The sequence below is a fragment of the Actinacidiphila acididurans genome, from assembly GCF_016918855.1.
Taxonomy (GTDB): domain Bacteria; phylum Actinomycetota; class Actinomycetes; order Streptomycetales; family Streptomycetaceae; genus Actinacidiphila; species Actinacidiphila acididurans.
The window spans coordinates 1-20,066 of the sequence record NZ_JADKYB010000048.1 but is presented as its reverse complement, the minus strand read 5'-3'; the positions used below and the strand labels follow the sequence as shown (position 1 = coordinate 20,066).

Here is a 20,066-nt window from a genome sequence, read left to right as displayed (position 1 = left end):
GCACGGGGGCGGAGGGTGTCGCAGGGACGGAGGCGGGCGCCGGGACGGAGGGCGCGGCTACGGATGCGGCTTCGGCCCCGGCGTCGGCTCCGGGCGCGGGAAAGCCGCGCAGCGCGTCGTACGTCGTGATGCCGACCCCGCCGCGCTCGCGCCAGTGGGCGAACGCCTCGTACCGGTCCGGGCCGTGCAGCGGGATCGCCCGCAGGGCGCTGCGCGTCTCGATCTCGCGGGTCCAGTTGACGAGGACGCCCGCCGGGCAGACCACGAGGAAGTGGGTGCGCCCGCGCGCGGCCAGGTGGGCGAGGGCGGCGATGGCCTGGACGGTCTTGCCGAGCCCCATCTCGTCGCCGAGGATCACCCGGCGCTGGGCGAGCGCGAACCGGGCGCCGAAGGACTGGTAGCCGCGCAGCGACACCCGGCGGTGGGTGTCGTCCAGCTCCTGGACGCGTACCCGCTCGGCCACGTCGGCGGGCAGGAAGCCCTCGGCGGCGGCCGGGTCCGGGCCGCGGCCGGAGATCTCGGCGAGCAGGCCGTAGTACTCCGCCGAGCGCACCTCGAAGTCGACCCACGCCTCGACGTCGTTCGCCGGGTCGCGCAGCAGGTCCACCGAACTCTGCCGGAGCAGTTCGGGCACACCGTCCCGTACGGCCCGCTCGTACGTCTCCCGGAGCGCGTCGAGCGCGGCCAGGGCCTGCGCGCGGGCGGCCCGGCCGGCCAGCCACAGGCGCAGCCGCCCGGCGGCGGGCCGGCCCCGTTCCAGCAGCGGCTCCAGCTCCGCGGCCAGCGCCTCGGCCACCTCGACCGCCCGCCGCGCCTGCGGGCCGGCCCGCACCAGCCGGTGCAGCGCGACCAGCAGCGCGGTGGTCCCGGGCGTCGGCCGGTCCACGTCGAAACGGACGGCGACTGTCTCCTCCACGGCCCGCGCGATCTGCCCGGCCGCCGCCACGGCCTGGTCGGCGGTCTGCCGGCCGACCCCCGGTATCTGCCGCAGCCGGTACCGGTCGGCCGTGAGCACATCGGCGACGGACTCGTAGCCCGCCGCCTCGATGGCCCCGAGCCGCAGCCGCCCCTCGGTCACGTCCTTCAGCCGCCCGACCGGAATCGTCCGCAGCTCGCCCTCGGCCAGCTCCGCCACGATCCCCCGCAACACCCCCCGCGCCTCGCCGACCGCGGCCGCGTGATCCCCGATGACCCCGCGCGCGGCCTCGCCCAGCCCCGCCGCCGCCCCCACCAGCCCCTTCCGCTCGGCGGCCGACCCCCCTGCCTGTCCCATCCCGCTCCCCACCACTGCCCACGACGCCTCCGGCATCCTCCCACGGCCCTCCGACAGAGCCGGGCGGATCGGGTGGTCGCGCGCCCGAAGCCGATTGATCCGCGCCGGCGTGCAACCCCGCGCGCCCCCAAGGCCGTATGAAGAAGCAGTGATCGAACCGCTGCTGTCGCAGCGAGCACATCCGTACCGGAACACATCAGGAGTTGTGTCGTGTCTTCTCGTCCCATCGGCGCGGCCGGGCGCCGGGCCGTCGTCGCCGCGGCCGCGTCGGCCGCTGTCGCGTCGCTGCTGTTCACCGCCGGCCCGGCGAGCGCCGCCCCGGCGACGGGCGCCCTGCCCGCGCCCGACTACCAGGGGCTGCGGCAGGCGGTGAACGGAGTCGTCGCGGCCGGATCACCCGGGGTGTTCGCGCAGGTGAGCGACCGCGGCGGGGCCGGCGGCACGGTCAGCGCGGGGACCGGGGACCTGACCACGCAGGCGCCGGTCGACCCGCAGGGGCAGTTCCGGGTCGGGAGCATCACCAAGAACTTCACCGCGGTCCTGGTGCTGCAACTCGTCGCCCGGCACCAGGTGGACCTCGACGCGCCGGCCGCCGGCTACCTGCCGAGCGGGGTCCTGCCCGCCGACTCGCCGATCACCGTACGACAACTGCTCGACCACACCAGCGGGTTGTACGACTACACCAACGACCTGCCCGGCATCCTCGTCGGCGACACCGTCACCGGCTACCAGCAGTTCCGGTACGCCACCTACGACCCCGCCGACCTGGTGGCCGACGCCCTCACGCACGGCTCCCAGTTCACCCCGGGCAGCCGGTACCAGTACTCCAACACCAACTTCGTGGTGCTGGGCATGCTCGTGGAGCACGTCACCGCGGAGCCCTTCGCCCAGGTCCTGAACGAGCGGATCCTGTGGCCGGCCGGCATGAAGGACACGCGCTTCGTCGTCCCGCGCACCGGCATCGGCGGCCCGCACGCCGTCGGCTACCTCACCGAGGACGACCGCTCCAAGCCGCTGTTCGACGCCACCGAGCAGACCGGCTCCTGGATCTGGACCGCGGGCGCCGCCATTTCCGGCACCGCCGACCTCAACCGCTACTGGCGCGCCCTGACCGGCGGCCGGCTGCTGCCGCCGGAACAGCTCGCGGAAATGGAGACCATGCAGCCGGCGGACGCGACCGGTACGTCCTTCTACGGGCTCGGCCTGCGCGCCTACACCCTCTCCTGCGGCATCCAGGTCTACGGCCACGACGGCATCGTGCAGGGCTACCAGACCTACTCGTACACCACCGCGGACGGCTCCCGGCAGGTCACGGTCTCGGCGAACGCCTCCAACAACTCCGCGGTCTTCGCCGCCGAACGCGCCACCCTGGACCCGGTCTTCTGCGGCGCCCCCGCCGCTCCGGCGGCCGCCCGCGTGGCGGCGACCGCCTCGGTGCACGTGGCCCGGGAGGAGACGACGGGCGTCAGCCCGGAACCTCTCACGCGCTGAATCCCGGTCCCGCCCCCGCCCCGGCCAGCTCCCGCGCCCGCCGGAACACCGCGGCGAGCATCGCATCGGTGAGCAGGCCGGTGGCCGTGTTGCGCCGGCTCGGGTGGTAGCAGGCGAGCTGCACGCGGCCGTCGGGGCGGCGGGCCTCGGCGGCGTGGCGGAAGGGGGGACGGGGGCGCAGGCCCGCCTGGCGCGCGGCGGCGTGCCAGGCGAAGGCGCCGAGCGTGACGATGACGGAGACGTCGGAGAGGGCGTCGAGTTCGGCGGTGAGGTAGGGGAGGCAGGCGTCGCGTTCGGCCGGGGTGGGGCGGTTGGCGGGCGGCGGGCAGCGTACCGCCGACGCGGTCCAGGCGCCGGCCGGCCGCAGGCACCGTACGCACGAGGCGATACGGTCCGCGGTCCGCGCGAGGGCCGCGCCGCGCTCCTCCGCACCGGCCATGACGGCACCTCCGCCCGGGTCCGGGCTCCCGGGCCCGGCCTGCCGGGTCCCAGCCTCGCAGACCGGGCCGGAGCCGTGCTCAGGGGCGTCCCGGCCCGGGCGGCACGAAGGATTCCGCGAGGTCGGCGGGGGCGGCCTGGCGCCAGGAGTCGACCAGGATGTCGTACAGCTCGCCGATGTCCTCGAGCGTGGCCAGCCGGGCCCGTACCCACGAGGAGCCCGCCTCGTGCGGCGGCACCCAGAACTTGTGCGGCTCGGCCGCGATCAGCTCGTCCCGCTCGTACCGGGGACAGCGCACCGCGAAGGACGTGCCGTCACCGGGGACGGTGATGTACATCCGGTTGACGACGTGAAACGTGGGGTGGCCCCACATCTCCTTCTCCGCCGTCCCCGGCAGGGACATGGCGATCCGGCGGACATCCTCGGCGTCGAGCATGATCAGGCTTCCGCACTCCCCGAACGTCACGTGTCCCCCGGCCCGAGGGCCGTCCCGGCGCCCGCCAGAATACCGACCTGCGGCGGACCGGTGCTGCCCGGCGACCACCGCCTTGTCAACCCGCACGCTGCCCGTCAACCCGCGCCACCCTGGTCGTATTTTCCGACATACGTGCGAAGGGTGAATACGCCGGGATTTTGATGTGCCCGGAGCCCCGGCCTCGGGACACTGCTGTGCACGGGTTGGCGGAAGGGGGCGGCGTGAGCGTTGGGCACGTGCGTGCGACAGCCGGCCGGGCGGACGAGGGCGAACCCGGCGGCCGTCTGTCACCACTTCCGCAGCAGGGCCCGGGCCGGGGCGTGCCCCGGCATGTCGCGTGCGTGATGGACGGGAACGGGCGGTGGGCCGCGCAGCGGTCGTTGCCGCGGACGTCCGGGCACACCGCGGCGGAGAAGACCGTGATCGACGTCATCGAGGCGGCGCGGGCGGCCGGGGTGGAGTGGCTGAGCCTGTACGCCTTCTCCACCGAGAACTGGCGGCGGCCGAGCGACGAGGTCGACTTCCTGATGCGGCTCGTGCGCCGGGTGGTACGCAAGCACGCTCCGCTGCTGTTCGCGCGCGGCATCCGGTGCCGGTTCCTCGGGGTGGCGGACCCGAGGATTCCGCCGCCGCTCGCCCGGGACTTCGCCGACCTGATGACGTTGACCGGCCAGAACCGGGGCATGACCCTGACCGTCGCCTTCGACCACGGCGGACGCCGGGACATCGTCGAGGCGGCCCGGTCCCTGATCCGCAGCGGGGTGCCGGCCGACGCCGTGGACGAACGGCACTTCGCCGCCCACCTGCCCTTCCCCGACACCCCCGACGTGGACCTCGTCATCCGTACCTCCGGCGAGCAGCGCATCTCCAACTTCATGCTCTGGCAGGTGGCCTACGCCGAGTGGACCTTCCCGCCCGTGCTCTGGCCGGACTTCCGCGCCACCCACTTCCTGGAGTGCCTGCGTACCTATCAGCAACGCGACCGCCGCTTCGGCGGTGTGACGCCGCACGCGAACGGAGAGCCCCACCTGTGACGGACTCAGGCAGCAGCAACAACAGCCGGCCCGGACGTAAGGGAGCCGCCGGCGGCAAAGCCGGTCCCTTACCGCCCACTCCGGACGCGGGGCCGAATCCGGAAGCAGGGCCGACTCCTGCGGCGGAGCCCGGATCCCTGTTCGGCCCCGACTCCCAGTTCCACCGGTTCTTCGACGACCCGCGCTGGGCCCTGGCCGTCATCCGGGCCACCGTCCTGGAGGCCGCGCACCCACAGGTCGGCGCGGCGCTGATCGACAACTCGACGTTCGTGGCGCACCCCTGGCGACGGCTGCGCAACACCCTCGTCAGCCTCCAGCGAATGTTCGGCCCCGACGACCACGTACGGCAGCGGGAGGCGGCGCGGCTCAACCGCCTGCACGCCCGGATCAGCGGCGCCGACCCGCGGAACCGGCACTACGACGCGATGGACCCGGAGGTCCGCGCCTGGGTGGTCGCCACGCTCTTCGAAAGCTCGGTCACCATGTGCAGGCTCAGCGGCCAGCCGCTCGACCAGAGCACGATGGAGCAGCTCTACGCCGAATTCCGCGCGTTCCTGGTCGCCTTGGCGGACGAACCCGGTCATCTGCCGCCCACGCTGCCCGAGTTCTGGCGGTACTACGACCGTATGGTCGAGGACGAGCTGGAGAACACCGAGGCGCTGCGCATCATCCTCTACAAGCTCTTCGACCATCTCCCGGCGCCGCCCCTGCTCGACGGCGTACCCACCGTGTGGGCGGCGGGGCGCGCGCTGGCCGGCCCGCTCATCGGCACGATCACCGTGGCGTCCCTGCCCGAGCCCTTCCGCCGCCGCGCCGGCCTGCCCGAAGTCCCCGGCGCCCAGACCCTGATGCAGAGCGCGTACGCCGCCGCCGGCCTGGCCCGCTTCCTGCCCGACAACTGGATCCGCACCGAGAACCTCTTCGACCTGCTCTACCTCTCCCCGGACAGCGACGACCCGCGGGCCGCCGCGCTCACCGCGCTGCGCGACCGGATCAAGCAGGCCGGCGCCCTCCTGCGGCTGGCCACCCCCCTGACCTCGCCCTTCTCCCAGCAGCAGTCGGTCCCCGAGCAGACCGGCCCGCAGCGCAGCGCCGCCGAATTCTTCACCGAGGTGCTGGACCAGACCGCCGACGGCTACCTCGACTGGCCCGACCTCGCCGCCATGGCCCGCGAACTGTCCACTCGCCTCGACCTGGACGAACCCGAGGAGACCCGGCTCTACGCCGCGTACGCCGAGTGGTGGCGCGAGCTCCAGGCCGAACTCGACGCCGACGGCGACGGCCGGATCAGCAAGGACGAGTACGCCGCCGCCGTCCCCTCCCTCGCCGGCCCTGCCCTCATCCGCGTCGCCGAGGTCCTCTTCGACGTCACCGACGCCGACGGCAACGAGTCCATCGACGCCGACGAATACCGCGCCCTGTTCCGCACCGCCTTCAGCCGCACCATGACCGCCGCCGGCCCCACGTACTCCCGCAGCGCCTTCATCACGGACTTCCTCTCCTTCATGTCGGGCCGCCGCCGCTCCACCCCGTACGACCCGCTGCTGGCGGACGCGTAGGACGTACCCGCATGCGGGACCACGGGTTCCGCTTCAGGCAGGTGCGATGCCCGGCTCAGCCCCTCCCGGTAGCGTCGGCCGAGGCCCCTCGCAGGGAGGGATGCCAGGGCCAGGGGGAGGATCATGTCGGAGATGTCCCGGCGAAAAATACTGGGTGCCACCGGAGGCGTCGCCGCCGCGACGCTTCTCACGACGACCGGAACAGCGCAGGCAGCCGAAAGCGCGGACGCCGAGCCTCGGACCGCATCGCCCGCCACCACGAAGGAGGCCGACTCGGTCATGGCCGGCACCACCACGACCCTCAAGTACGAGGCGTACCTGCAGAGCGACGAGGGCGATTACGTGACCGACGCGACGTTCGACGCGCAGGCGAACCCCGCCGACATCTGGGCCTATCTCGACGCGGTGAAGGTCCGCTACCAGCAGAAGTATCCGACGCTGACCTTCACCGGCCACGTCCAGCGCTACGACCAGGTCGTCACCGAGATCGCCCATCCGTAATTCCGCGCCACGGGACCCGACCTCATCCCGGTCGGGTCCCGTGTCACGGCCGGTCAATGCGCAGTCCACCCCTGCCCCCCTTCAGGCCCTGCGCCAGCCGCTCAGCAGTTCCGCCGGTTCGTACGCCGCTTGGAGGCCGGAACAACGGATCCCGTTACGTGAGACCGCCACGAGGGGTACGGGCTCGCCGGTGATCGCGGCCCGGTGCTTCTGGAGTGCGGCCAGGTCCTGATCGTCGAAGGCTGCGTTCTCCAGCCACTTGATTGAGCCGAGGAAGAGCAACTCCTTGGCCACGGGCTGCCGGTCGGCGCCCACGAGGTCGATTTCGACGTCGTTGCTACGGGTCCAGTACCCGCCGATCGCCGGGGCGGCGGGCAGGGTGCCGTCCGGCAGGAGGCGGGCCAGGGATTCCCGGACGAGGGGTTCGATCGCCCGCCCCCGCCAGCTCGTCCACCGCTCCTTGATACGGCTCAGTGTGAGGTCGCCGCGCATGCGCTCGATCTCCGCCATGTGCGGGTCCAGGAACGCGAGCCAGAACCGCAGGTAGGGGTCGGCCACGCGGTAGCGGCGTTCCTTCGATGGCCGCAGCGACAGGGGCAACTCGGCCGCCACCACCCGCTTTTCGGTCAGCACGTCGGTGGCCCGGACGAGGGTGGTGTGGGCGATGCCACCCGCGGCGCGCGCGATGTTGGTGAAGGTCCGCTCCCCGCTGCCGATGGCCCGCAGCACTTCCCTGCTCATCGCCTGCGGCGGGAACTCGGCGGCCAGCGACCGCTCGGCGGAGACCAGCAGCGCCGAGATCGGGTTCTCCAGGGAGTCGCGCAGGAACTCCCAGAGGTCCGCTCCGGGCCGCCACTCGGCGCAGATCAGCGGCAGACCCCCGGTGACCAGGGCGGCGTCGAAGGCGGCCGCCGGCTCGAGCCCGAGCATCTCCCCGATGTCGGCCGGATTGAGCGGCCCTACCACCATCTCCCGGCCCCGCTGATGGAAGGGCCGGTCGTAGCTGTTCAGCGCCTCCATCATCGACAGGTCGGACCCGACCAGGAGAAGCAGCACGGGCTTGCGGCTGAGCAGGCGGTCCCACGCCCGCTGGAGCATGCCCTCGAAGGCGTCGACGCGTTCCATGAGATACGGCACCTCGTCGATGACCACCACGCTCGCCCTGTCATCGGGCAGGATCTCCGCGAGCAGCCTGAACGCCGCGTTCCACTGCTCGGGCGTCTCCTCCGCGAACAGCTCCCGCTCCGGCAGCGTCGACCCGCCCACGGCAGTCCCGTCCTTGACGCCGGCACAATGATCTACTCGTGAATGCCCGTATTTGTCCGTTCGGGTGGCGTTTGGTCTTGTGACGTTCACACCCTGGACATGAGCGATGACCTGCGAGGATGCTGTGCGGTGCGATCCTGTGAAGTGAGCCGCTGAGCGTGCTCGAAAGCGCGCGCACGCGCGCGTGAACCGGGTGGGTTCGGTACGGCGTCCGAGAAAGCTCGAGCCACGGCGAGGAACCGATGAACCCGAGCGAGACCGACCGTTCTGAACAGCCCGCCGCCGACGGCGACGCCGACACCGCCGGCGAGGTCAAGCCGCTGCTGGGAGCCCCGCGGACGCCCGCGGCGGCGGTGACGATGTGGATCTTCGTCGTCGGCCCGCTGATCTGCCTGTTCGTCGTGGTGCCATTCGTGTGGGGACGGGGCTTGTCCGCGCTGGACGTCGGCATGGCCGTGGTCGCCTACGTCGTGTCCCTGGCCGGCCTCACGGTCGGCTACCACCGCCTCTTCACGCACCGCTCGTTCAAGGCGAAGCGGGGCCTGCGCATCGCCCTGGCCGTCGCGGGCTCGCTGGGGGTCGAGGGCTCGCCGGTCCAGTGGGTGGCGAACCACCGCCGCCATCACGCCTTCGCCGACCGTGAGGGCGACCCGCACTCGCCCTGGCGCTTCGGAACCGACACGCGCGCGCTGCTCAAGGGACTTCTCTACGCGCACATCGGGTGGATGCTGAAGCGTGAACTGAGCAACCGGGCCAAGTTCGCCCCCGACATCGCCGCCGATCGTGACCTGCGAGTCATCGGTCGCCTCTTCGGGCCGCTGGCCGTCGTCTCGCTCCTGGCTCCCGCGCTGGTCGGCGGCCTCGTCACCGGCACCTGGGCCGGCGCGCTGACCGGGTTCTTCTGGGCCGGCGTGATGCGGATGGCGCTGCTGCACCACGTCACCTGGTCGGTGAACTCGGTCTGCCACGTCGCGGGCAGCCGCCCCTTCGCCAGCCGGGACAAGGCCACCAACTTCTGGCCCCTCGCGCTGCTGTCCTTCGGCGAGAGCTGGCACAACTCACACCACGCCGACCCCACGGGCGCCCGCCACGGCGTGCTCCCGGGCCAACTCGACCCGGCGGCCCGCCTGATCTGGATCTTCGAAAAGCTGGGCTGGGTCCGCGACGTCCGCTGGCCGAGCGCGGACCGCCTCAGCGCTCGCCTCCTCCCCGACCCGTCCGGCCCGCACGAGCCCGCGGTCTGAAACGGCCGGTGTGGCCAACGGAACTGCCGGTGTGGGACGAGCAGGGTGGCGGCTTCGGCCCTGCGCTCGCGCGCGTGCCATAGGCGGTGTGCGGCCGCTGAACGCGCGACGGTGAGGGTGATGGCGCCGCTGGCCTCGGCTTGTCGCCGCCGCCCGGGCTTGCTGCCGGAGAGGACCCAGCACGATCGGAGACCGGAATCACGCGGCAGAAGCCGCAGGACTCCCCTCTCACCTTGCGGGGGCGCCGCGGTTTTCGTGGCCGGCCGCGGTCGGGGCGCAGCCCCCTCGCCTCCTGGAACGGCCTACCGCGCGCCAGGTCGTTCAGCTCGGTGATCGCGGTCCCCGCGTGCGGTGCTCACGCTTTCCCGTCGTTGGTGTCCCGGTCGCTGTCGGCGAGGCGCTCGCTCCGGGGGCCTGGCGCGTGGGCTCTGCAGGGTCGGAAGCGGGCGAGGTATGCCGGGCTTGGGCCGCGGCGCTCGGTCAGGTGGAGGCCGGCGGCGTCGGCGAGCCGGTGCAGTCGGCCGAAGGGGATCCAGTGCCGGTCGAAGAACTCGCCGATCACCAGCCGCCCGCCCGGTGCCAGCACCCGTGCCGCCTCGCGCAGTACCCGATCCGGCTCGGGGATCTCCCCGAGCGCGGTCACGGCGTATACGGCGTCGAATGTCCCGTCGGCGTAGGGCAGTTCACGTGCGTCCGAGCGGGTGGGCCTGATCGTCGCCAGGCCGTCGCGCTCGGCGCGGCACATCACGTGGTCGAGCATCTCCTGCTGGATGTCGAGCACATCGAGCCGTCCCTCCGGCCCGAGCTGCGGGGCGACGTGCAGCGACTGCAGTCCGGTCCCCGGGCCGATCTCCAGGATCCGCTCCCCCGGCCGCGGCCGCAGTACGGCGTCCATCCGGTCGGCGGTCAGGAACGGCAACGGCACGTCGAGCAGGCCGCGTTGGGCGTACGGATAGGGCGCCGTGTCGCCCAGCCACCAGGCGGCGGCCAACGCGGCGCCCGCGCCGGCGGCGACCGCCCAGCGGGTCCGGGCCGGGATCGGGGCGACGGGGGCGGTGGTGATGCGGTGCATGGTGTTCTCCGGTGGATCGATTCGGTCCGTGGTACGTAGTCGGGCGGTCGGCGTCACGCGGGCCGGCCCAGCGTCCGCAGCGCCAGCCGGCCGCACAGCGCGGCGAGCGGCAGCTCGGCGCCGAGCGCCATGGCGAGCGCGGTGGCGAAGTCGCCGCCAGGGGCCGCGGTCGTGGTGTCGAACCAGGCGTCCACCGCAAGCAGCGTCGCGGTCGCAGCGGCCGCCAGGGCGTGCCGCCGGTCGCCGCGGGCGGCGAGGAGGCCGGTGGCGATCAGGCCGAGCGCCTCCAGCGCGTCGAGCCCGACCCAGGCGACCGGCCAGTGCGCCGCGGTCGCGGTGGCCGGCAGGCCGGTGGCCAGCACGTACAGCCACGGCAGCAGGCCGAGCCCGCAGGCGACCAGCAGCCCCCCGGCCCGCCGCATGCCCCACGCCGGGCGCGGCTCCTCCGCCTCTTCGTGGAGCGGGATGACCTCGGCGCGGCCGAAGTCCTCGGCACCGGCCACTTCCTCGTCGCACAACGCCAGTTGACGCATCCTCTTCCCCCGCTCCCCGCCGGCTCTCCCCTTCACGTGCTCCACCCTCCGCCGCACACCGGGGCGCCGTCAGTCACGCAGGGTTCCGGCCCGGGGTGGAGAAAAGTGCACCCCCGAACCGGGCGGGAGCGTCATGGCACGGGGATGGCCTGCGGCTTTACCGTTTGACGCATGCAACTCACGACGTGGCTGCAGTTGGTGCCGGGCCGGCCGTTCCGCAGGGCGGGACACCGGACCGCGCTCGTCGCCGCCGGCCTGCCGCTCCACCTCGCCGTGGTGCCACTGTGGCTGTGGCTGGCCGGCACATTGGCGGCGTTGGTGCCGGCCGTGACTCCGCTGCCCGTGCTGCTCACGCTCGTGGTGACACCCCTGCTGACCGTCGGGCAGCGGCGGCGCTACCGGGCACTCGTCGGCAAGGACCTCCCGCGCCCCGCCGCACCCGGGCCCGGACGCAACTGGACGTCGGCGGTACGTCGGCTGGCCACGCGGGCCTTGTGGCGGCAGGTCTGCTACCACGCCGTGGCGGGTCCGCTGCTCGCCGTCCTGGACCTCGCCGTCCTCGCCGTCTGGGCCGCCGCTCTCGTGGCCGCCTCCATCTACGTGTGGATCTGGGCGCTGCCCCCGCAATGGCGGGTCACCGACTTCGGGTACACCACGCAGGCCGCGTACATCACCGCCGGCGGCCTCGCCCTGCTGTTCCTCGGGCCCCGGCTGACCGGCGCTCTGGTGCGTCTTGAGACCCGGGCGGCCGAAGTCCTGCTCGGCCCCAGCCGCACGGAGAAGCTGACCCGCCGGGTCGCCGACCTCGCCGAGAGCCGGGCCGGCGTGCTCGACGCCGCCGACGCCGAGCGGCGGCGGATCGAGCGCGACCTGCACGACGGCGCGCAGCAGCGCCTCGTCTCACTCGCCGTCAACCTGGGCCTGGCCAGGGCCACCCTCGGCGACCTGCCGGCGGACGCCCGCAAGGTGATCGACGAGGCGCACCGCGAGGCGAAGGAGGCGATCGCCGAGCTGAACAACCTGGTGCGCGGCCTGCATCCGGCCGTCCTTGAGGACCGCGGCCTCGACGCCGCGCTGTCCGGGGTCGCCGCCCGCCTCCCGATCCCGGTGCGCGTGGCGGTGCACCTGCCGCAGCGCCCCTCACCCACGGTCGAGGCCGTCGCGTACTTCGTGGTCTCCGAGGCCCTGACGAACGTGGTCAAACACGCCCAGGCGACCCGTGCGGACGTGACCGTGGAGCGGATCGGGGAGACACTGCTGGTGGTCGTCGCGGACGACGGCGCGGGCGGCGCGGATCTCGCGGCGGCCGGCGGCGGCACCGGGCTCGCCGGGCTCGCCAAGCGCGTCGCGTCCGTCGACGGCACGTTCTCCTGCCGCAGCCCCGACGGGGGCCCGACCGTCCTCACCGTGGAGCTGCCGTGCGCGCCGTGATCGCCGAGGATTCCCTCCTGCTGCGCATCGGCGTGGTCAAGGTGCTGGAGGCGGCCGGCTTCGAGATGTGCGCGCAGGTCGCCGACGCAGAAGGGCTGCTGGCGGCCGTCGAGGAGCACCGTCCCGACATCGCCGTGGTCGACGTGCGCATGCCGCCCGGCTTCACCGACGAGGGGGTGCGCGCCGCGCTGGTGATCCGCCGCCAGTATCCGCGTACCGCCGTGCTCCTGCTGTCGCAGTACGTGGAGGAGCGGTACGCCGCCGATCTGCTCGCCGCCAACACCTCGGGCGTCGGCTACCTGCTCAAGCAGCGGGTCGCCGACGTCGAGGAGTTCGCCGAGGCGGTACGCCGGGTGGCGGCCGGCGGCACCGCGCTCGACCCGCAGGTCGTCGCGCAACTGCTGGTGCGCCGGCACAGCGATCCGCTCGACCGGCTGACACCGCGCGAGCGGGAGGTGCTGGAGCTGATGGCGGGCGGCCGCTCCAACTCCGGCGTCGCCGCCGAGCTGGTGGTCAGCGAGAGCGCGGTCGCCAAGCACATCAACAGCATCTTCACCAAGCTCGACCTGCCCAAGGCCGACGCCGACCACCGCCGCGTCCTGGCGGTGCTGCGCTTCCTGGGCGTTGCGACCGCATAGTTGTCGGCGGTGGACGTCGAGGCTCAGGATTACGCGCCCACTCGGAATCAGAAGTGGTGGCTCCTGAGGTCGTTCAGCAGGATGTTGAGTTGGTGCTCCTGCTGGGCGGCTGGGGCCGGCTTGATGTTGCCGTGGTCGATGGCGTACGTCTTGAGGACCGCGTCCATCTGGTTGTCGAGCAGGGTCCAGGTCGTGTTGTTCACCGCCTGCAGGGAGGTGGCGTCGGCGTCCCAGTCGTCGCGCATGGTCTGCACGGTGGCGTGGGAGGCCGCGGCCGTCCCCGCTCGGTCCTGGGCGATCGCGGTGTGGGCGAGCTTCTCGTACTTCGCCACCGCTGCGGTGGTCTGGCCGGCGGTCAGGGCCGCCTTCGGGCAGGCCGGCATCGTCTCGCTCTGGCCGGTGGGGTCGCAGGTGACGTGGGGCTGGTTGTGGGCCCAGACGAGCAGGGCGACGGTGGCGGCGGCGAGTACGCCGAAGGCTCCCAGCGCGATGCGCTCCTTGTGCGGGTTGGTGGTGACCGAGGGCTGGTGGGTCAGCTCGTGGGTCTCGGCGACGTCGCTGCGGCTGAGGGCCAGGTAGACGACCGTCGCGAGGATGGCGCTGAGGAAGATCAGACTGGTGGCGAGGGTGCCAAGGCCGAGTCCGACGGGCTCGCCGGGGCTGGTTGCGACTTTCGGGGAGGCGAGCCAGTCACCGATGTTGGCGCCGAGCGGGCGGGTGAGGATGTAGGCCAGCCAGAACGAGAGGACCGGGTTGGCGCCGAACTTCCACAGTGCGGTGATCGACGCGATGAGGCCCAGTGGCAGGAGCACCGACTTCGCGGGCGTCCAGTTGGTCAGCTCCAGCGTCCAGTCGCCGGTGGCGGTGCCCAGGGCGAACGTCACCAGGACGGTCAGCCAGTAGAACGCCTCACGCGGGAAGGTCGTGATGCTGTGGATCGACAGGGTCCGCTCGCGCAGCCACCAGACGCCGAAGACGAGGGCCAGCAGGACCGAGAAGACCGTCGAGCTCAGCCACAGCGCGACATGCTGCTGGTCGGTGAGCATGTCGGTGTACAGGGTGCCGGTGACGCTGACCACGACCACGGTGAGCCAGTACGGGAACGGGCTGTAGCGCCTGGTGCGGAACTGGATCGTCAGCACGACCGCGAAGATCGCGGTGAACAGCAGCATGGTGTTGGTCAGGCCGAAGCCCAGCGTGGTGTTGATGTAGTCGGCGAAACTCTCACCGACGGTCGTGCAGAGGATCTTGATGATCCAGAACCAGACCGTGACCTCGGGCACCTTGTTCAGCAGGCGGCTTCCCGCAGCACCTGGTGGAGTCGCGGCGGTCGTGGGACTGGTGGGAGTCCGGGGAGTCGTCATGCGGCGACACTGTAGCGACTACAGCCTTGTAGACACTAAAACGCGGCGTGGCGTTGCTCACGAGCCTGGTGCAGGACGGATGGCGGCAGGTACTGCGCCGGTTCGGCGCCTGCGGCGAGCCCGGGGATCGGGAGTGGGCCCGGCTGCTTCGGTCAGGACGGTGCGGGGACAAAGCGACTTGGCCGGTATCCAGCCTGCTCACAACTGGGAGCCGCTGAGGTTCGCGCTGCTCGCAGTCGCAGCGCCCTTCGTGACGTGGCTCCCGGCCGCGCTACGACTGCCGGAGGGCGCGCGAGTGCCGGCGGCGGCGGGGATTTTCCTCCTGGCCTCTCCACGGACGGACGTGGCCGGACGCGCTGGCTCGCGTCCGCTCGATCCTCTCCGGAGGCGGCAGTGGCTCCTGAGGGCGATCACGGAGTCGCAGGCTCGGAGCAGCCAACTGCAACTACGGAATGACGAGAGCCCTGGCCGCAGCGCGGTCGGGGCTCTCGTCTGCCCTGGTGGGCGGGTGCGGAGGATACGAGATTCGAACTCGTGAGGGGTTGCCCCCAACACGCTTTCCAACGGGTCACCTTGGTATCCGGGGAGAGGCGGGGACGTCCTGACCTGCGATGGAGTGGCCGGGCGAAAGGCTTACGGACGCCGATGAACGGGCGCGAATGAGACTAGAACTGAGACCGGACGTTGCAGATTCCTCCTGGTCAGCGGCCGAAGCGTACTGCTGTCCATGAGATGGCCCGTTCAGCGTGCGCCGGGCATCGCGCACCAGGCCGACACCTGTTCACTCGCGTGCGGTGCGACGGACTCAGCTGTCGGTGTCCTTGGGGTGGCGCGTAGAGGCGTAGACGAGATGCACGGTCCGGCGTGGTTGGTCGACGAGATAGCGGACGCGACCGCCGGCGGTGACCTCGTACTCCCATTGCGGGTATTCCGTGCCACCGAGGGTGGCAGTGCCCAGTCGTCCGCGGAGCCGGTGCTGGCGGTCGGGGTCCTTCATGGAAGCAGGGTCGTTGCGCAGCGCCTCGTAGCAGCGCCGGGTGTTCCCCGGCGCCTCGGCGCACAGGTCGCCCCAGCCTTTGGCCGCATCGTTCGTGGCGAATCGGAGACGCCATTCGTTCTCGATCGGCGGTGGCGGGACGTCGTCGCCGCGCTTGGGGCTCATGGAGCAGGTACCTCGCCATGGTCCTCGTCCGGAAGCGGAGCCGTCAGCTGCGCCGTCAGTTCGGGATCCGCGAGGATCCGGGCGGTGGCACGCCATTCGACGATGGTCCGGTGCAGATTGGTGTGCACGTCCAGTTCCGCGGCGTCGTGGGTTGCTTTCACCAGGTCGAGGACGAACTCGCGCACTTCGTCCGTCGACAGATGTCGGGTCCATGGAAAGACCTCGGGCAGGGCCAGCAGAATCGCGCGGGCACCTTCGTCGCTGCTGATCAGCGCCGCGAACAGCCGCGCGGTGACGTCGGCGGTCTCCTCGCGCTGACGGTCATGGCGCTCGGTGGTGAGGTACAGATCCTCGCCGTCCCGACGCGTCACATGGACGCGCTGGGCACGCTCAACGGTGTCGGCGACCCGCTTGGAGTTCTTCGACAGATCGGAGAACGAAACGGTCAGAATGGACATGGGTTCACGTTACTTCGGAATATGTTCCGAAGTCAAGCGGGGGGTGGCGTGGCACCCCCTTACAACTCGGTCAACGATGCCGATCACGCTTGTCGGGCTGCTGTACCGACGCGTCACTCCGGCGCCACCCCCGTAGGCGAGGGCGTCGGCGTACGCGACGTCCCCGTGGTGGGAGATCCCCCGGCGGCGAGAGCAGGTCCACGAGACGGTCGCGGATCGCGGCGATGCCGGGAGGTCAGCCGCAGCCCTCATCACCGGGAAACGGTGCGAGTCAGGCCGGCGGCTCGAAGCTGCCCTCCAAACACCGGGGCGCGTTCACCTCGACCGGACCGACATCGGTCAGCACTGCCTTCGCCCGGATGCCGTTGCGCCTGCTGGTCTTCCTCGCGAGATCGCATTTACCCGAGGTAATCGGTGACCCCGTCCTCCAGGGCGGATTCAAGCAGCCGCTTGGTCAACCTTCGATTTTCTATTCTTTGCCGACATGCGAAGCTCCATTCTCTACATCATCGGGATGCACGATGGAGTCTTGGATGCCCAAGATGCGCATAAGTGACTTGACTGACACGAATCGGCTATTACCGATCCAGAGTACCCTAAAGGAGAGGGAACCCTTGCCGGCCATCTTCGATGCTTGCGATTCCGACAGGCCAACAATACTGGCCGCCTCACTGAAACCGATGTATTGCGGCAGGAGATCAGAAATTCGATAATAAAGATTCTTCCCGTCCGCCCAGGACCGCCCGACTTGCGTAGGGGTGATGACGGGAGCATCTGCCTCGTCACGGCAACCGCTTCGGAGTTTCTCGTGAAAGATTTTGACGTGATCCATGGCACCCATCCGCTGCAATAGGGATCCCGCGCGCTCGCCGCGAATCCTCTCATCGGTATCCGGATCTAGCATCGTAACGGCTTCAACGATTGACGATGCGCGAAGCGTGGAATCTTCCTCGCGATCGACATCGGCAATCAAATATGCCACACTCGCTGTGCATGTTTCCGACCTCCCCGCTTCCACCAAGCCACGAGCACCAGTGAACGCACGAGTCATCATGATATCGAGGAGTTCCTTGGAAGGCATGCCACCTGTCACGGAAAACCATGCCTCCAGAGCACCTTCTACCATCGCGGATCTGATGTCAGTGACCTCATAATTCCATTTTCGTGCCAACTCTTTCGACCATCCCCGAAAATATGGAGTCAGGAGATCCAGTAGGATCAGCAACCATTTCTCCCGATCTTGTTGGTCGCTTTCTCGGGCCAATGTGCCCACCGACTCCCAGAGGTGCAAGCTTGCTACGGATTTGGATCGACCAAGTCGAACTTTCTCGCGCAACATCTGATATGAAGAGTGGTTCTTGATTACGCATGCCCGAACATCGCCGACATGCGCACAGATGGGCTCCCCGCCGCAGACACGCAGAACTCTTTCACTGATGAGAGTGAAGACATCATGCATGATTTTCCTCTCGCATCGCCAGATCTGGCCTGCGAAAAATCATGAGGCGCAGCAGCTGTACCTTGGAGATTTCTGCTGGATCTAGCCCCATCGAGTGAACTATGTTTGGCGGCACGGACGATACGTGGGGGGCCGGAATATTGGCACTCCACAAGTGGCCGCTCGGCCTGTGCCAGAGTGAAGTCCTCGGCCTCACGCGGACAGGTGTCGACCTGCCCTGAAGGACCGCTACGCGCAACGCCGTGTCAGCCGCTGCGAGGGCGTGCGGCTACTGCCTCGGAGAGCACGGCGATCATTCCACGGCTCGTGCTGCCGCGACATGGCGGCTCTCCTGGGGTGCGTCTGGTCAACCCGGTGCAGGAGGTTCCGGGCCGGGTGGTGCACTTCGGCCCAGGTGCGGTCGGCGTCGAGTCATACAAAGGGCCGGTCGGCCACCCCGCCCAGAAGCGTGTGGATCTCCCAGCGCAAGCCGGGCGGCGTGGGCTCCTCGGAGGGTGCGGCCCAGTTGACCATGGGGAGCTGCGACAGCCCAGGAGTGACGGGAGGCAGTTGTTGGCCTCGGGCTCCCACGTGATGTCCCACACCAGATCACACGGACGACCCAGCCGCCTGGGCCGAGGGCGGGATCGACCTGGCCGGCAGCGGATTCGCGCTCGTCTCCTACAACACATACGTCGGATAACCGTCGAGGCACGCTCCCGTGTCGCCCCGAAGGGAATGAGCGGACCATCGACGTCATGAAAGAGGATGAACCGAGGCTGAAGCGGTCACATCGCACGGTATGGGCAGCACGGGCCGCCCCGGAGGCAGACCGACGGCCGCCCGCCCAAACATGGGCGCGCCGATGACGCGATCCCGAACGTTGATGGGCCCCGCTGCTCGCAGCGGGGCCCATCAACGTCGTGGCCGGTGAGGCACTGGCGGAGGATACGAGATTCGAACTCGTGAGGGGTTGCCCCCAACACGCTTTCCAAGCGTGCGCCCTAGGCCTCTAGGCGAATCCTCCGCCGCAAAGAGTACAGGTTGGGGAGGGGTGGTTGCGAACTCGATCCGGGGTGGGGGGTGGGGTAGGGTTGGGTGCAGCCCCTCACGTGGCGCTATCTCGCTGAACCCCCCCAGGGCCGGAAGGCAGCAAGGGTAGGTGGGCTCTGGCGGGTGCGTGGGGGGTCTTCGCTTGTCCGGGGGTGACCGGGTACGACTGCCGAGGTGATGCGGCTCCGCGGTGAGGGCGGGGCGCGGTGTCGGTGGGCGCGGATAGGCTCGTAGGCGTGTCTCTCGCTCTGTATCGCCGCTACCGGCCCGAGACCTTCGCCGAGGTCATTGGGCAGGAGCACGTCACCGACCCGTTGCAGCAGGCGCTGCGCAACAACCGGGTCAATCACGCGTACCTGTTCAGCGGGCCGCGCGGGTGCGGGAAGACGACCAGTGCCCGGATCCTCGCCCGGTGCCTGAACTGCGAGCAGGGGCCCACGCCCACTCCTTGCGGGGAGTGCCGCTCGTGCCGGGACCTCGCGCGCAACGGGCCCGGGTCCATCGACGTCATCGAGATCGACGCCGCCTCCCACGGTGGTGTGGACGACGCCCGTGACCTGCGGGAAAAGGCGTTCTTCGGGCCCGCCGGGAGCCGCTACAAGATCTACATCATCGACGAGGCCCACATGGTCACCCCGGCCGGGTTCAACGCCCTGCTGAAGGTGGTCGAGGAGCCCCCGGAGCACCTCAAGTTCATCTTCGCCACCACCGAGCCCGAGAAGGTCATCGGCACCATCCGGTCGCGGACCCATCACTATCCGTTCCGCCTGGTGCCCCCCGGCACCCTGCGCGACTACCTCGCCGAGGTGTGCGGGCGCGAGGGCATCGCTATCGAGGACGGCGTGTTTCCGCTGGTCGTACGGGCCGGGGCCGGATCGGTGCGTGACTCGCTGTCGGTGATGGACCAGCTCCTGGCCGGCGCCGGCGCGGACGGCGTGACGTACGCCATGGCCACCGCCCTGCTCGGGTACACCGACACCGCGCTGCTCGACGACGTCGTGGACGCCTTCGCGGCCGGGGACGGCGGCGCCGTCTTCGAGATCGTCGAGCGGGTCATCGAGGGCGGCCACGACCCGCGCCGCTTCGTCACCGACCTGCTGGAACGCCTTCGCGACCTGGTGATCATCGCCGCCGTGCCGGACGCGGTGGACAAGGGGCTCATCGACGCGCCGCGCGACGTGGTGGAGCGCATGCGCGCCCAGGCGTCCGTTTTCGGCGCCGCCGAACTCAGCCGCGCCGCCGACCTCGTCAACACCGGCTTGACGGAGATGCGCGGTGCCACCTCCCCGCGCCTCCAGCTCGAACTGATCTGTGCCCGGGTGCTGCTGCCGGCCGCCTACGGTGACGAGCGCTCGGTCCAGGCGCGTATCGAACGGCTGGAACGCGGGGTCGCCGCGGGTGCCGGTTTCGCCGCTGCCGGTGCGCCCGCCCCCGCCGGACCGGCCGGGCCGGCTGTCCCCGCCGGTCCGCCCGCCGCCGGCGACCCGTCCGCGCCCGCCGGTTCGTACGGCCCCGCGGCAGGTGGCGGCTCCGCGGCCGCCCGCGCCGCCCTGAACCGTACGGCTCCGGCCGCCCCGCCCGTGGCTTCTCAGGCCCCGCCCCCGGCCCCCCAGCCCCCCCCCGCACCCCAACCCC

General features: G+C 70.8%; 18 protein-coding genes, 1 tRNA gene, 1 other RNA gene and 1 pseudogene. 9 read left to right on the top strand and 12 right to left on the bottom strand.

The features are described from left to right. A partial coding sequence (locus ITX44_RS40400) for an SNF2-related protein (RefSeq protein WP_236062525.1) occupies positions 1 to 1,273 on the bottom strand: 1,273 nt, incomplete at its 3' end. Between the two features lie 210 nt (positions 1,274 to 1,483). On the opposite strand from ITX44_RS40400, the gene ITX44_RS40395 reads away from it, so the two are divergent. Then, positions 1,484 to 2,764 (top strand): serine hydrolase domain-containing protein, encoded by a 1,281-nt coding sequence (locus ITX44_RS40395; RefSeq protein WP_205365199.1) that lies wholly within the window; start codon positions 1,484 to 1,486, stop codon positions 2,762 to 2,764. On the opposite strand, the gene ITX44_RS40390 is transcribed toward ITX44_RS40395, so the two are convergent. Further along, positions 2,754 to 3,203: a uracil-DNA glycosylase family protein gene (locus ITX44_RS40390; RefSeq protein ID WP_205365197.1), complete on the bottom strand. Its 450-nt coding sequence runs from the start codon at positions 3,201 to 3,203 to the stop codon at positions 2,754 to 2,756. The two genes, ITX44_RS40395 and ITX44_RS40390, sit on opposite strands and share 11 nt — an antisense overlap. 79 nt (positions 3,204 to 3,282) lie before the next feature. Then, positions 3,283 to 3,639, bottom strand: a complete 357-nt coding sequence (locus ITX44_RS40385; protein ID WP_205365195.1) for an MmcQ/YjbR family DNA-binding protein — start codon at positions 3,637 to 3,639, stop codon at positions 3,283 to 3,285. Between the two features lie 260 nt (positions 3,640 to 3,899). Here ITX44_RS40385 and uppS point away from each other — a divergent pair, with 260 nt between their 5' ends. From uppS to ITX44_RS40370, 3 genes are all read left to right on the top strand, one after another. Beyond that, entirely contained in the window at positions 3,900 to 4,712 is an 813-nt protein-coding gene (gene uppS, locus ITX44_RS40380) for a polyprenyl diphosphate synthase (RefSeq protein ID WP_372441112.1), read from the top strand. Positions 4,713 to 4,849: 137 nt separating this feature from the next. Continuing rightward, a complete protein-coding gene (locus ITX44_RS40375; RefSeq protein ID WP_205365201.1) occupies positions 4,850 to 6,271 on the top strand; it encodes an oxygenase MpaB family protein in 1,422 nt (473 codons plus the stop codon). A 279-nt stretch (positions 6,272 to 6,550) separates the two neighbouring features. Further along, the gene (locus ITX44_RS40370; protein ID WP_205365193.1) at positions 6,551 to 6,772 is read left to right on the top strand and encodes a hypothetical protein; all 222 of its coding nucleotides are present in this window, start codon (positions 6,551 to 6,553) and stop codon (positions 6,770 to 6,772) included. Positions 6,773 to 6,853: 81 nt separating this feature from the next. Here the strand turns inward: ITX44_RS40370 and ITX44_RS40365 are convergent, their stop codons facing one another. Next, the gene (locus ITX44_RS40365; RefSeq protein WP_372441111.1) at positions 6,854 to 8,128 is read right to left on the bottom strand and encodes an ATP-binding protein; all 1,275 of its coding nucleotides are present in this window, start codon (positions 8,126 to 8,128) and stop codon (positions 6,854 to 6,856) included. A gap of 152 nt (positions 8,129 to 8,280) precedes the next feature. Between ITX44_RS40365 and ITX44_RS40360 the strand changes: the two genes are divergently transcribed. Next, positions 8,281 to 9,282, top strand: coding sequence for an acyl-CoA desaturase (locus ITX44_RS40360; RefSeq protein ID WP_205365191.1), 1,002 nt, complete (start codon positions 8,281 to 8,283; stop codon positions 9,280 to 9,282). 355 nt (positions 9,283 to 9,637) lie between these two features. Here the strand turns inward: ITX44_RS40360 and ITX44_RS40355 are convergent, their stop codons facing one another. Continuing rightward, positions 9,638 to 10,354, bottom strand: a complete 717-nt coding sequence (locus ITX44_RS40355) for a class I SAM-dependent methyltransferase (RefSeq protein WP_205365189.1) — start codon at positions 10,352 to 10,354, stop codon at positions 9,638 to 9,640. A 53-nt stretch (positions 10,355 to 10,407) separates the two neighbouring features. After that, on the bottom strand, positions 10,408 to 10,887 hold the full coding sequence (locus tag ITX44_RS40350) for a hypothetical protein (protein ID WP_236062524.1): 480 nt from the start codon (positions 10,885 to 10,887) through the stop codon (positions 10,408 to 10,410). 171 nt (positions 10,888 to 11,058) lie between these two features. Between ITX44_RS40350 and ITX44_RS40345 the strand changes: the two genes are divergently transcribed. Beyond that, entirely contained in the window at positions 11,059 to 12,318 is a 1,260-nt protein-coding gene (locus ITX44_RS40345; RefSeq protein ID WP_205365185.1) for a sensor histidine kinase, read from the top strand. After that, positions 12,306 to 12,956, top strand: a complete 651-nt coding sequence (locus ITX44_RS40340; RefSeq protein ID WP_067360243.1) for a response regulator transcription factor — start codon at positions 12,306 to 12,308, stop codon at positions 12,954 to 12,956. Before ITX44_RS40345 ends, ITX44_RS40340 begins: the two co-directional genes overlap by 13 nt. A 47-nt stretch (positions 12,957 to 13,003) precedes the next feature. Here the strand turns inward: ITX44_RS40340 and ITX44_RS40335 are convergent, their stop codons facing one another. From ITX44_RS40335 to ITX44_RS40310, 6 genes and pseudogenes are all read right to left on the bottom strand, one after another. Continuing rightward, complete coding sequence (locus tag ITX44_RS40335; RefSeq protein WP_205365183.1) at positions 13,004 to 14,320, bottom strand: COG4705 family protein; 1,317 nt, start codon at positions 14,318 to 14,320, stop codon at positions 13,004 to 13,006. Positions 14,321 to 15,125: 805 nt separating this feature from the next. Next, the gene (locus ITX44_RS40330) at positions 15,126 to 15,482 is read right to left on the bottom strand and encodes a hypothetical protein (protein WP_205365181.1); all 357 of its coding nucleotides are present in this window, start codon (positions 15,480 to 15,482) and stop codon (positions 15,126 to 15,128) included. Continuing rightward, the gene (locus tag ITX44_RS40325; RefSeq protein ID WP_205365179.1) at positions 15,479 to 15,940 is read right to left on the bottom strand and encodes a prevent-host-death family protein; all 462 of its coding nucleotides are present in this window, start codon (positions 15,938 to 15,940) and stop codon (positions 15,479 to 15,481) included. Before ITX44_RS40325 ends, ITX44_RS40330 begins: the two co-directional genes overlap by 4 nt. Before the next feature lie 280 nt (positions 15,941 to 16,220). After that, positions 16,221 to 16,404 (bottom strand): annotated as a pseudogene (locus ITX44_RS40320) (transposase); the annotation flags it as partial. A 5-nt stretch (positions 16,405 to 16,409) separates the two neighbouring features. Further along, a complete protein-coding gene (locus ITX44_RS40315) occupies positions 16,410 to 17,399 on the bottom strand; it encodes a hypothetical protein (protein ID WP_205365175.1) in 990 nt (329 codons plus the stop codon). A gap of 918 nt (positions 17,400 to 18,317) precedes the next feature. Continuing rightward, positions 18,318 to 18,405: transfer RNA gene (locus ITX44_RS40310), tRNA-Ser, on the bottom strand. A gap of 72 nt (positions 18,406 to 18,477) precedes the next feature. On the opposite strand from ITX44_RS40310, the gene ffs reads away from it, so the two are divergent. Both ffs and ITX44_RS40300 read left to right on the top strand, forming a co-directional pair. Beyond that, positions 18,478 to 18,574, top strand: an RNA gene (ffs, locus tag ITX44_RS40305) — signal recognition particle sRNA small type. 93 nt (positions 18,575 to 18,667) lie between these two features. Further along, positions 18,668 to 20,066 (top strand): DNA polymerase III subunit gamma and tau (locus ITX44_RS40300; protein WP_205365173.1); only part of this gene is annotated, 1,399 nt, incomplete at its 3' end.

Bases quoted from the DNA above. Each gene is read 5' to 3' on its own strand.
- ITX44_RS40390 (WP_205365197.1), bottom strand. From the start codon at position 3,203: ATGGCCGGTGCGGAGGAGCGCGGCGCGGCCCTCGCGCGGACCGCGGAC.
- ITX44_RS40385 (WP_205365195.1), bottom strand. From the start codon at position 3,639: ATGCTCGACGCCGAGGATGTCCGCCGGATCGCCATGTCCCTGCCGGGG.
- ITX44_RS40370 (WP_205365193.1), top strand. From the start codon at position 6,551: ATGGCCGGCACCACCACGACCCTCAAGTACGAGGCGTACCTGCAGAGC.
- ITX44_RS40360 (WP_205365191.1), top strand. From the start codon at position 8,281: ATGAACCCGAGCGAGACCGACCGTTCTGAACAGCCCGCCGCCGACGGC.
- ITX44_RS40355 (WP_205365189.1), bottom strand. From the start codon at position 10,354: ATGCACCGCATCACCACCGCCCCCGTCGCCCCGATCCCGGCCCGGACC.
- ITX44_RS40350 (WP_236062524.1), bottom strand. From the start codon at position 10,887: ATGCGTCAACTGGCGTTGTGCGACGAGGAAGTGGCCGGTGCCGAGGAC.
- ITX44_RS40345 (WP_205365185.1), top strand. From the start codon at position 11,059: ATGCAACTCACGACGTGGCTGCAGTTGGTGCCGGGCCGGCCGTTCCGC.
- ITX44_RS40335 (WP_205365183.1), bottom strand. From the start codon at position 14,320: ATGACGACTCCCCGGACTCCCACCAGTCCCACGACCGCCGCGACTCCA.
- ITX44_RS40330 (WP_205365181.1), bottom strand. From the start codon at position 15,482: ATGAGCCCCAAGCGCGGCGACGACGTCCCGCCACCGCCGATCGAGAAC.
- ITX44_RS40325 (WP_205365179.1), bottom strand. From the start codon at position 15,940: ATGTCCATTCTGACCGTTTCGTTCTCCGATCTGTCGAAGAACTCCAAG.
- ITX44_RS40315 (WP_205365175.1), bottom strand. From the start codon at position 17,399: ATGCATGATGTCTTCACTCTCATCAGTGAAAGAGTTCTGCGTGTCTGC.